Consider the following 12060-nt stretch of genomic DNA (forward strand, 5'->3'; position numbering starts at 1 on the left):
TATTAGCAGATGGTCTTTTCTGCGATGAATTTTTCTACGTGCTCTTCGATTTCAGCAGCTGTTGGTAGAGTTAATGCATACTCTGCCATTGCTTTTACATCAGCAAAGTTAGCGTTACGGATAACTTTCTTGATGCGAGGGATAGAAATCGCACTCATACTGAATTCGTCAAGACCCATACCTAAAAGAAGTAGGGTAGCACGTTCGTCGCCGGCAAGCTCACCACACATACCTGTCCACTTACCTTCAACGTGAGAAGCATCAATAACTTGCTTGATCACTGTAAGTACAGCAGGCGATAGTGGGTTGTAAAGGTGAGAGATTAGCTCATTACCACGGTCAACTGCTAGAGTATACTGGGTTAAGTCGTTGGTACCAATACTAAAGAAAGAAACTTCTTTCGCTAAATGGTGTGCAATTGCTGCAGCTGCTGGCGTTTCAACCATCACACCGATCTCGATGTCAGTATCAAAAGCTAAACCTTCAGCCGTTAATTCAACTTTAAACTCTTCAATTGCAGCTTTAAGTGTACGTACTTCTTCAACCGAAATAATCATCGGGAACATGATACGGATTTTACCGTGTGCAGATGCACGAAGAATAGCACGGAACTGATCACGTAAAATTTCACGACGGTCAAGGCTGATACGGATTGCACGCCAACCCAAGAATGGATTCATTTCTTTTGGTAGATCTAGGTATGGAAGATCTTTATCACCACCGATATCCATAGTACGGATAATCACTGGCTCACCGTGCATTGCTTCTGCAACTTCTTTGTACGCTTGGTATTGCTCTTCTTCTGTCGGTAGAGAATCGCGATCCATGAACAAGAATTCAGTACGGTATAGACCTACACCTTCACCACCATTACGGTTTACGCCGTCACAGTCTTTTACTGTACCAACGTTACCGCAAACTTCTACTTGCTTACCATCAAGCGTGATTGCTGGAAGATCTTTTAGCTTAGCTAGTTCTTCTTGCTCTGCTTTATGTGCGTCGCTGATAGCTTTAAATTTGTTTAATTCATCATCTGTTGGATTGATTACAACCTGATTATTGATTGCATCAAGTACTAGCATATCGCCAGATTTAACTTTTGATGTGATATCGTTTGTACCAACAATCGCTGGGATCTCAAGCGAGCGTGCCATGATTGAAGTGTGTGAGGTGCGACCACCGATATCAGTGATAAAACCACGAACATAATCAAGGTTAATCTGTGCTGTTTCAGACGGTGTAAGATCGTTAGCAACAAGGATAACTTCTTCGTTGATAGCACTTAGGTTGATTACGTTAATGCCTAATGCATTCTTAACAAAACGGCTACCGATATCGCGGATATCACTTGCACGTTCTTTTAAGTACTCATCATCTAAAGATTCAAGTGTTTGTGCTTGTTCTTCGATAACAGAGTAGATTGCAAAGTCAGCAGACATTTTATCTTTAATAAGGGCTATGATTTCTTCTTCAAGCTCCTCATCTTCAAGCAACATGATGTGACCTTCAAAGATCGCTTCTTTCTCTTCACCAAAGGTGACACGTGCTTTTTCTTTGATTACTTCTAGCTGCTCAGACGATTTCTTTCGTGCGTCGAAGAAACGTTGAATTTCGTTATCGATTTGGTCTGCAGAGATCGGTGTTTTATTTAGAACAACCTCTTCTTCTTGCAGCAGTAGTGCTTTAGCAAAAGCAATACCTGGAGATGCCAAGATACCTGAAATCATAGCCTTACCTTAAATTAACTAAAAACTGAAAACTCGTTTGTATATAAACGTAGCTTAGATTTCGCGGAACATTGCAACTGGAGAACCGTCGTGATCTTCTTTTAGCTGAATTAGAGCATCAACAGCTTCTTGAGCTTGAGCACCTTCACCAGAAATAGTGATTTGTGCGCCTTTAATTAGGCCAAGAGTTTGAAGCTTGAATAGGCTTTTCGCACTAGCGCTTTTGCCATTAGCAGTTACAGTCACATCTGCATCGAATGATTTAGCTTCTTTAACGAACTGAGCCGCTGGACGAGTGTGTAAACCATTTGGTGCTGTGATTTCAACTTGCTTCTGATACATAATTCACCCCGATAGATATAGTATTTTATTTAATAATTAAATTATTTATGACAAGCATAATACAGATAATTTGCTTGTGCTGCTGCAGTATAAACTACCTAATATCATATTGTCTTAGCTTTAATCCAAGTCAAAGTTTTATCAGAAACTTACTTGTTAGTAATTAAAGCGCTTTTTCACCCCTTTATTTCGGAGCGAAAAATAAAACGTGCGAGTTTTATATTAAAGCTAAGTCCAAAATGCAACAAAAAAGCCCGCAGAGGGGCTTTTTTCATAGTGATATACCTATTAAAAATTATAAAGTGTGATCACTGTTGTGTTTCTTTTTCTGTGAAAATGCCTGCAAATAGTGCTGTTGATAGGTAACGCTCACCTGAACTAGGCAGTATTACAACAATATTTTTATCTGAAAATTCTGGGCGAGCTGCAATGTTATTTGCAGCAACAACCGCAGCTCCTGATGAAATACCAGCAAGAATACCTTCTTCATCCATTAGGCGACGCGCCATTTCAATTGCGTCATCTGAGCTTACTTTTTGAACTTCATCAATTAATGATAAATCTAAGTTACCAGGAATAAAACCAGCACCAATACCTTGGATTTTGTGCGGCGCTGGTTGAACAGTGTCGCCATTTAATGTTTGGGTTATAACAGGTGACTCTAGTGGCTCAACTGCAATTGTAGTAATGGCTTTACCTTTTTGCTGTTTAATAAAACGGCTAACACCTGTAAGTGTACCGCCTGTGCCCACACCTGAGACAAATACATCGATTTCACCATCTGTTGCATCCCAAATTTCAGGACCTGTGGTTTTTTCATGGATCTCTGGGTTTGCTGGGTTATTAAATTGCTGTAGCAGTAGGTATTTAGTTGGATCTGAATTTACAATTTCTTCAGCTTTATCAATCGCGCCCTTCATGCCTTTAGGCGCTTCAGTTAGTACAAGATTTGCACCTAACGCTTTTAATAGTTTACGACGCTCAAGACTCATGCTCTCAGGCATGGTTAATGTGAGTTTGTAACCACGTGCAGCAGCAACAAAAGCAAGTGCAACACCAGTATTACCACTAGTTGGCTCTACAAGTTCAACGCCTTCTTTTAAAAGACCTTTTTTCTCAGCATCCCAAATCATGTTAGCGCCAATACGGCATTTAACACTAAAGCTTGGGTTACGAGCTTCTACTTTAGCTAACACTTTACCGTTACTTACACGGTTAAGGCGCACTAGCGGAGTATTACCAATAGTTAGTGAGTTATCTTCATAAATCTTGCTCATGCTTCGTTCCTTCGTGACACGTTAAAAGTAATATAAATTAAGAATATACTGGATAAGTGATTTGAAAAGTAATTAATGGTTATATCTTATTGTTATCAATGTGTGAATTATATTGAACTAAAGATATATAGTGGGATGAAAAGCGTCAAGTGACTAATTTACAAATATGTTTTACTCAAATAACGATAAACAATGGTGTTTGCAGCAAGGGTAATAGAAAAGAAAAGAGCACTAGAATAAGTGCTCTTTGGTAGATATTTATCGTTGATCTTAATAGCGTTTAAATTGCTCGCGGTAATGATCAACCCACATTGCTGTCGCACCACAAACAGCAACAGGCATGACAAGTAAGTTAATAATTGGGGTCATAGTGAAAAACATTACGATGGCACCAAAACTTAACGCTTGGCCACGATGTTCTTTGAGGGCATCTCGCATATCAATAAATGGCACTTTGTGGTTATCAAACGGATAATCAACATATTGAATCGTCATCATCCAAGCGCTAAATAAAAACCATAAAATAGGACCAAGCGTTTGGCCGATGGCAGGGATCCACATTAGGATCAATAAGCCAATTGCTTTGGGTAAGTAATACTTTAATTTAGTCCACTCTCTGCCCATGGTTCGAGGTAGATCTTTTATTAACGCTTTAAAACTATCATCAGGTGGATTATTACCTGTGAGTTTAGCCTCTATATATTCAGCTAATAGCCCATTAAATGGCGCAGCAATCCAGTTGGCTATGGTACTGAAGAAATAAGAAAACGTCACTAATGCAGCAATAGCAAGTAACGGCCATAACACATAAGATAGCCACTCAAGCCAGCTAGGCAGGTAACTTAACCAACCATCAATCCAGCCATTCAACTGAGTAAGTAAGGTGGCAAATGCGCCACCTAATAAAAGAATATTGATGAGCAATGGGATGATTACAAAACGACGCGTTCCTGGTTGGGTAACCAGTTGTAACCCTGTAAAAAAGTATCCAGCACCGCTGGTTGTTGATTTTATGGCATGCTGTTGCGACATTCGATTTCCTTAATCGGATCTCTCACATTTATTTTGATGAGGGATGATAGAGAGATTATATAGAGTATGTTAACGGGCTATGTAGGATGGAATCAAATGAAAATATGGTTGTCACAGTTTTGACAAACCATTAAATCTCATCATTCATAATGAAAAATGGTGTATAAAGTGTACAAAACTCACGTTGTAAAGACTATCTTGCCTGAATAGCGATATTCAACTTCTCATTATCATTTGAGTTTTGGTACAGTAAGTCATCGGCAAGAAATTCTAGCTAGAGATTTTGTCTGCCTAGTTGATTTTTTACTATTATTAACCCCGTCTAGGGATAACGAGTTAATTTCAGAGTATTCGTATGCAGGAATTGCGTCTAGTTCTTATTATTGTTGGTGCGCTTGCGATTACAGCGCTTCTTTTTCATGGTCTATGGACAAGTCGAAAAGAAAAACCGGCCAAGTTTGGTGAAAAGCCAGTAGGTAAAATCGATGAAACGGCATTTGATCTTCAAGGTGACGTTGAAGAGAGTGTCAGTGAAGCACGTGTTGTAAGTAAGCCACAGGAAGTGGTTGAAAAGACAAAGCCAACAAAACGCAAAGAGCCTGGTTTTAGTTTTGGTGAGCGTCCACAGCAAGATCCATTATTAGGCAATGTTACGGTTGATGACGGTGATGATGATCTCCCTAGAATGTCAGCAACAGATAATGACGATGTACCTACAAAAGTGACAACCGTTCAACCACAAGCTACGACAGTTGAGCAACCTCAGCAAGTATCACCACAAACATCTGTGCAATCTGTACAACCTGTAAATGTTCAACAATCGGCTGCTCAACCGAATAGCGCTCCTGTTGAACCTGTTATACAGCCTCAGGTTGCGGCAACTATTAACTCAGCGACTACAGCTCCTGTTGTAGAAACGCAAGCGCCAGTACAGCCTGAAATCATTCAGCAACCACAGCAGCCTACGTATACTCCAGTGCAAGAAACTGTTCAGCAACCTGTAGCGGCCGAGCCAGTGTTTCAGCAAGCACAACAGGTGGTCGTCGACATTCCTGTGGTTGAGCCTGAAATTATTGAACAACCGATTGAAAAATCTGCTGTTGAGCCTCAAGCACAATTTGTTCCTGCTGAAGAGCCTGCACAAGTTGAAGTAGCAACGCCAGTCGTTGAAGAAAACGTTGTGCAAGTTGCCGAGCCTTCGATTCAAGCCAAGCAAGAGCCAAGTGTATCTTTCATGCCAGAGCCAGAGCCAGAGCCAGAGCCAGAGCCAGAGCCAGAGCCAGAGCCAGAGCCAGAGCCAGAGCCATTACCACCAACTTATATATCGCTATGTGTTCATGCGCGCAATGGTAAGATTTTACGTGGGCCGTCACTGTTCGCATGTTTAGAGCGTCATGGTTTAATTTTTGGTGAGAATTCAGTGTTCCATCGTCATGCTGATTTAGCTGGCACGGAACCTGTTATTTTCTCAGTAACTAACTTGCTAAATCCAGGCTCTTTCCCTGAAACTAACTACCAACATTTTGAAACACCAGGTATCGGCTTTTTCTTAATGTTGCCTTGTTACGGTAAGGCAGCCAGTAACTTTAACTTAATGCTACAAACAGCACAGCAAATTGCTGATGAGTTAAATGCAGATGTTCTCGATCAAGATCGTGTAATGATCACGCCAAATCGTATTACGCAATATCGAGAAAAATCAGTGAAATATAATGATGCTTAATCTTTAAAAAGATGAAGTCATTAATGAGCAGGCTCCTTTAAGGGGCCTGTTTTTTTATTTAAATTTAGGCAATAGTCTTAATCGTTTTATTATCGATAGGGCGTTGTTTTGGCAGAAACTATCAAGATTTGTCAGGTAGAAAAAATGAGTATTGACCTTCAGCAACAATTATTAACGCTACGACAGCAACTCGATTACCACGGTCATCGTTATTACGTTGAAGATAACCCAGAAATTCCTGATGCTGAATATGACCGGATGATGCAGCAATTACTAAAGATCGAAGCTGAGCATCCAGAATGGATAACGGTTGATTCGCCAAGCCAACGTGTTGGTGGTACTGCGTTAGAGGGGTTTACTCAAGTTAAACATGAGATCGCGATGCTTTCGTTAGACAATGCGTTTAATGATGATGATTTACGTGCATTTCAAAAACGTTTACAAGATCGTTTGCGTTCAGGAGCAACACTTAGTTACTGCTGTGAGCCTAAATTAGATGGTCTTGCTGTGAGCCTAATGTATGAAAAGGGGGTGTTAGTACAAGCAGCAACCCGTGGTGATGGCGCAACAGGTGAAAATATTACTCATAATGTGCGTACTATTCGCGCTATTCCCTTAAAGCTTCAAGGCGACGACTGGCCTGAGCGATTAGAAGTTCGCGGCGAAGTCTTTATGCCTAAAAAAGGCTTTGAAGCGTTAAATATCAAAGCGCTTAAAAAAGGTGATAAGGCATTTGCAAACCCTCGAAATGCAGCAGCTGGTAGCTTACGTCAGCTAGATCCTAAAATTACCGCGACGCGGCCGTTAAGTTTTTATGCCTATGCTGTCGGTGTTGTCGATGGACGTGAACTTGCCAATACGCAATATGAACGCCTGTGCCAGTTAAAAGCATGGGGGCTTCCAATGTGCCCAGAAATTCGCAAAGTTGACAGTATTGAAGAAGTTATTGCTTATCATCAGAGTATTGGTGAAAAGCGCCAATCACTAGGCTATGAAATTGATGGTGTGGTGATTAAAGTTGATGATGTTGATACACAACAACAGCTTGGCTTTGTTGCTCGAGCACCTCGTTGGGCAATTGCTTATAAATTCCCAGCCCAAGAAGAGATGACAATTCTAAACAATGTCGAGTTTCAGGTTGGGCGTACAGGTGCAATTACACCCGTTGCTAAGCTTGAACCTGTGTTTGTGGGCGGTGTAACAGTCAGTAATGCAACACTGCATAATGCTGATGAAGTGGCGCGTTTAGGCGTGATGATTGGCGATACCGTTATTATTCGTCGTGCTGGTGATGTCATTCCACAAATCGCTTCAGTGGTTGAGTCTCGTCGCCCAGAAAATGCGCAAGCGATTGTATTTCCAACAGAGTGCCCTGTTTGTCAGTCAAAGGTTGAACGTATTGAGGGCGAAGCCGTCGCACGTTGTACCGGTGGCCTCTTCTGTCAAGCCCAGAGAAAAGAAGCGTTAAAACACTTCGTATCACGTAAAGCATTAGACGTTGATGGTTGTGGCGAAAAAGTGATAGAGCAACTGGTTGATCGTGAAATGGTAACCACACCTGCTGATTTGTTTAAATTCAGTGCAGGAGAAGTGACGGTACTTGAGCGTATGGGACCTAAATCAGCTCAAAAACTGGTTGATGCGCTGAATGCTTCAAAACTGACAACATTACCTCGTTTTATTTATTCTCTAGGTATTCGTGAGGTAGGTGAAGCAACGGCTGCAAACCTAGCGAATTACTTTGAGACATTAGAAGCAATTAGCCAAGCAACGAAAGAGCAGTTAATTGAAGTGCCGGATGTGGGCGGTATTGTTGCTGCGCATATCTTTAATTTCTTTCGTGAAGAGCACAATATGGTCGTTGTGAACGAGTTAAAAGAAGTTGGGATACATTGGCCTGAAATTGAAAAAATTGATGAGGATGTCGAATTACCGCTTGATGGAAAAGTGGTTGTACTAACAGGATCTCTATCTCAATTAACTCGCTCTGATGCGAAAGCTGCATTACAAAAATTAGGTGCAAAAGTCACAGGCAGTGTTTCGAAGAAAACTGATTTATTAGTGGCAGGTGAAGCGGCTGGCTCTAAATTAACGAAAGCACAAGAGCTAGGTATTGAGATCTGGGACGAACAAAAACTCGTTGATCTGATGGCTTAATACCTTTTTATAAGGTTGATAAACCTTGTTACAAAAAAAGTCGCTCAATTTTGGGCGGCTTTTTTTTATGAATTAAATGAAACAGTGTATATAACTGTGTGATCAATACGTGTAATAGATGTTTCATTATCAACAATAAATCATTGTGTTAATAATTTGTTTTTAAAAAAAATCAGGTATGTCAATAAAAATGAAAATACGATCAGGGTCACATATATATGCCGTTATGTTTGTAGGTTATTGTTTTTATTGTGATTTTATTTATTGATGAAAACATTTGAACTGGATCACTATAGGCTGGAAACTTTGCACTGAATCAAATTTTTAACACAAGAAAGTAAGTTCTTATTGATGTTTTGCGCTGCGAAAGTAGTCTTAATAGCGAAGTTACACAAAGTTCAATTTTGAACGAAAAAAATATGAATTGGTCGAAATGATTCGGCTAACATATGGGAAATTTACTTGTAACCTTCGGCGGCCAACCTTTCAGGTTACAGGTAAACAGCTTATATCTTTTAGGAGTTATTCCATGGAATCAAAGTTTTTTAAAGTTTCTGCTTTAACAGCAGCAATGTTAGGTGCAGTAGCAATGCCAGCAATGGCAACGGAAGACAGTGCAGCTGGCCCTGAATATGTAGAACAAGTTAATGAGTTCCTTGAAGGTTCAACACTAGCTGGTGTTGCTGTTGTTGATACACGTTCACGTACTCGTTCAACTGGTGCTCCTGGCGGTGAAGATGGCGATGTATGGAGTCGTTTAAACTACTCTTCTTACAACCTTATTTTAGACTTCACTTCTGGCTACCACAATGGTTGGTTAGGCGCTGACATTGCTGGTTACCTTTCTGGTGACCTATACAATGATAGTGCAATGAACGGTGGTACTGGTGAGTACCTATGTAACGAAATTTCTACTTGTAATAACTTAGACTGGGGTGCTGGTGAAGGCGGTCCTGTTAAAGTTACAAAAGCAGCGCTTAAGTTTAAAGCTGGCGAAAACGTAGACGGTCGTTTTGGTTTCACTCAAGCGAATGGTAACGGTGTTTTAGGTAACGTTTGGTCTTTCGTACCAGGTACATACCGTGGTGCTGAACTTAACGCAAACATTGGTAACTTCAAAGCAACTTACTTCATTGCAGATCAGTTTACAGCTCCTTGGCTACTAAGCAAAAATGATTACGCTCCTGCTCTTTGGGCTGATACAACTTGGGGTATTGCACACTCTCTAGGTTTACAAGGTAATGCAACTGATGATTTATTCCTACAGTTTGGTCTAGGTCAAGTTACAGATGTTAAATACCAAAACGGTGTTGACTGGGCTAACGGTGTTGTAACAGGTTACCACGATCCAGTTGATACAACGGGTTACAAAGTTTACGCTAAATACAATATCAACGACACAATGTCTGTTGCATACGACTTCTACGGCGTAAATGATGATGTTCAGTATGATGGTCTTGGTTACACCACTGGTTTAGCATTTAACGCAAGCTTTGGTCAGTTCTCTTGGATGACTAATCTTAACTACGCTAAGAGTGATAACGACCGTGATGTTAACCCACGTATGATTTACACATACGGTATGACTAACGGTACTTACTCACTATGGTGGGATGCACTATCTGATTGGAACAAATCTGGTGAAGTTTCTATCTACAACCGTCTATCATTTGACCAAGGTAATGGTTGGAACTACTACCTAGGCTTCGGTTACGGTTCTGGCGGTAAGTCAGCAGCTGAAGGTGCTTTAGGCGATTGGGATTACAAGAGCGAGTACGCAGTTAATGGTACAATCTCTTACTCTGTTCAAACTGGCGCACTTAAAGGTTCAACCGTTCGTCTACACGGTACAGTGCTAGAGCGTGACGAGTTTGAAGGTGCAAATTCTGCAGATGAAACAGATCTACGTTTCCAAGTTATCATTCCTTACACTTTCTAATATAACTGAAAGTTAAAGAATGTTTTAAAGACCCACTTTTAGTGGGTCTTTTTGTTTGTATTAAAAATAAGATAGTTAATGTTTTATTGGAGATAGCATCATCGACTGTTTATGCTTGTGGAACGAATGGGCATAACGGAATGAGTGGGGCGGGTAGTTATGGTCAAATCGCATGTGTTTACCAAATAGTGATCTCATTTTTTGCGCTTTGGTTTGCTTGTAAGAACAAAAGTGACATAACAAATGATTTTTAATTAAAAAAGAGAATCGATTCTCTTAACTCCTGTTAAAATTATTTATTCTAAATAATCATTGTCTACTGATTATTGTAGATTTACCTCACAGTGCTAAAATACTCCTCATTAGATAAGACACAGTAGTCCTTACTGTATAGTCATTCATAAGGTAATTCCAATGACGGTTAAAACTCGTTTTGCACCAAGTCCAACTGGCTTTTTGCACGTAGGTGGTGCTCGTACTGCACTTTACTCATGGTTATACGCTAAACATATGGGCGGCGAGTTTGTACTTCGTATTGAAGATACGGATCTAGAGCGTTCAACTCAAGAAGCTATCGACGCGATTATGGAAGGGATGGAGTGGTTAGAGCTTAACTGGGATGAAGGCCCTTACTACCAAACTAAGCGTTTTGATCGTTATAACGAAGTGGTTGATCAACTTCTAGCAGAAGACAAAGCGTACAAGTGTTACTGTCCGAAAGAGCTTCTTGACGAAATCCGTGAAGAGCAAATGGCAGCTGGTATTAAACCTCGCTACGATGCAAACCACCCTAAAATTATTGCAGCTAATGCCGCAGCAACAGAAGATTCACCATTCTGTATTCGCTTCCGTAACCCTAAAGAAGGGACGGTCGTTTTTGATGATAAAATCCGTGGTCACATCGAAATTGCGAACAGTGAGCTTGATGATCTTATCATTCGTCGTACAGATGGTAGCCCAACGTACAATTTCTGTGTGGTTATCGATGACTGGGATATGGGTATTACTCAAGTTGTTCGCGGTGAAGACCACATCAACAATACGCCTCGTCAAATTAATATCTATAAAGCGCTAGGTGCACCAGTACCTGAGTTTGCACACTGCGCAATGATTTTAGGTGATGATGGCGCAAAATTATCTAAGCGTCATGGCGCTGTAGGTGTAATGCAATACCGTGATGATGGTTACCTGCCACAATCATTACTGAACTACTTAGTACGCCTAGGTTGGTCTCATGGCGATCAAGAGATTTTCTCACGACAAGAGATGATTGATCTATTTAGCCTAGAATCAGTAAGTAAATCAGCATCTGCATTTAATACTGATAAGCTATTATGGCTAAATAACCATTACATCAAAACAGCTGAACCTGAGTATGTTGCGAAATACCTACAATGGCACTTAGATAAGAAAGAAATTTCTATTGAAAATGGCCCTGCTATTACAGATGTGATCACGCTAGTGGGTGAGCGTTGTAATACATTGATCGAACTTGCTGAACAATCTCGTTACTTCTACCAAGACTTTAACGAATTTGAAGCTGGCGCGGCGAAAAAGCATTTACGTCCTGTGGCAAAAGAAGCGTTAGCGCTTGCACTGGCTAAAGTTGAAGCACTTGAAGAGTGGACAACAGAAAATCTTCATGCCGTTATTGCACAAGTGTGTGAAGAACTTGAGCTAGGTATGGGTAAAGTGGGTATGCCTTTACGTGTAGCTGTTACAGGTCAAGGTCAGTCGCCTTCTGTTGATGCTGTGATGCAGCTTATTGGTAAAGAGCGTGTTGTCGCTCGTATCAAAATGGCGTTAGCATTTATTGCAGAGCGTGAAGCTAACGCATAAGCTTGTTAAATATAAAATAAAAAA

At 40.6% G+C, this 12060-nt stretch carries 8 protein-coding genes; 4 read left to right on the plus strand and 4 right to left on the minus strand.

The window, feature by feature from the left end; translation table 11 throughout:
* Nucleotides 1–2: 2 nt before the first annotated feature.
* From ptsI to cysZ, 4 genes are all read right to left on the minus strand, one after another.
* A complete protein-coding gene (ptsI, locus tag C9J38_RS00830) occupies nucleotides 3–1727 on the minus strand; it encodes a phosphoenolpyruvate-protein phosphotransferase PtsI (RefSeq protein WP_107205463.1) in 1725 nt (574 codons plus the stop codon).
* Nucleotides 1728–1781: 54 nt separating this feature from the next.
* Complete coding sequence (locus C9J38_RS00835; protein WP_008986407.1) at nucleotides 1782–2069, minus strand: HPr family phosphocarrier protein; 288 nt, start codon at nucleotides 2067–2069, stop codon at nucleotides 1782–1784.
* Between the two features lie 308 nt (nucleotides 2070–2377).
* Entirely contained in the window at nucleotides 2378–3346 is a 969-nt protein-coding gene (cysK, locus tag C9J38_RS00840) for a cysteine synthase A (protein ID WP_107205464.1), read from the minus strand.
* A gap of 270 nt (nucleotides 3347–3616) precedes the next feature.
* Nucleotides 3617–4378, minus strand: a complete 762-nt coding sequence (cysZ, locus tag C9J38_RS00845; RefSeq protein ID WP_107205465.1) for a sulfate transporter CysZ — start codon at nucleotides 4376–4378, stop codon at nucleotides 3617–3619.
* A gap of 355 nt (nucleotides 4379–4733) precedes the next feature.
* Between cysZ and zipA the strand changes: the two genes are divergently transcribed.
* The 4 genes from zipA to gltX all read left to right on the plus strand — a co-directional run bounded on the left by zipA (nucleotide 4734) and on the right by gltX (nucleotide 12036).
* The gene (gene zipA, locus C9J38_RS00850) at nucleotides 4734–6101 is read left to right on the plus strand and encodes a cell division protein ZipA (protein ID WP_107205466.1); all 1368 of its coding nucleotides are present in this window, start codon (nucleotides 4734–4736) and stop codon (nucleotides 6099–6101) included.
* A gap of 144 nt (nucleotides 6102–6245) precedes the next feature.
* Entirely contained in the window at nucleotides 6246–8258 is a 2013-nt protein-coding gene (gene ligA, locus C9J38_RS00855) for an NAD-dependent DNA ligase LigA (RefSeq protein ID WP_107205467.1), read from the plus strand.
* A gap of 529 nt (nucleotides 8259–8787) precedes the next feature.
* Entirely contained in the window at nucleotides 8788–10197 is a 1410-nt protein-coding gene (locus C9J38_RS00860; protein WP_107205468.1) for a porin, read from the plus strand.
* A gap of 414 nt (nucleotides 10198–10611) precedes the next feature.
* Complete coding sequence (gene gltX / locus C9J38_RS00865) at nucleotides 10612–12036, plus strand: glutamate--tRNA ligase (protein WP_107205469.1); 1425 nt, start codon at nucleotides 10612–10614, stop codon at nucleotides 12034–12036.
* Nucleotides 12037–12060: the final 24 nt, after the last annotated feature.

Origin of the sequence: Photobacterium sp. GB-210 (assembly GCF_003026075.1) — a bacterium.
Classification (GTDB): Bacteria; Pseudomonadota; Gammaproteobacteria; order Enterobacterales; family Vibrionaceae; genus Photobacterium.

Bases quoted from the DNA above. Each gene is read 5' to 3' on its own strand.
- ptsI (WP_107205463.1), bottom strand. From the start codon at position 1,727: ATGATTTCAGGTATCTTGGCATCTCCAGGTATTGCTTTTGCTAAAGCA.
- C9J38_RS00835 (WP_008986407.1), bottom strand. From the start codon at position 2,069: ATGTATCAGAAGCAAGTTGAAATCACAGCACCAAATGGTTTACACACT.
- cysK (WP_107205464.1), bottom strand. From the start codon at position 3,346: ATGAGCAAGATTTATGAAGATAACTCACTAACTATTGGTAATACTCCG.
- cysZ (WP_107205465.1), bottom strand. From the start codon at position 4,378: ATGTCGCAACAGCATGCCATAAAATCAACAACCAGCGGTGCTGGATAC.
- zipA (WP_107205466.1), top strand. From the start codon at position 4,734: ATGCAGGAATTGCGTCTAGTTCTTATTATTGTTGGTGCGCTTGCGATT.
- ligA (WP_107205467.1), top strand. From the start codon at position 6,246: ATGAGTATTGACCTTCAGCAACAATTATTAACGCTACGACAGCAACTC.
- C9J38_RS00860 (WP_107205468.1), top strand. From the start codon at position 8,788: ATGGAATCAAAGTTTTTTAAAGTTTCTGCTTTAACAGCAGCAATGTTA.
- gltX (WP_107205469.1), top strand. From the start codon at position 10,612: ATGACGGTTAAAACTCGTTTTGCACCAAGTCCAACTGGCTTTTTGCAC.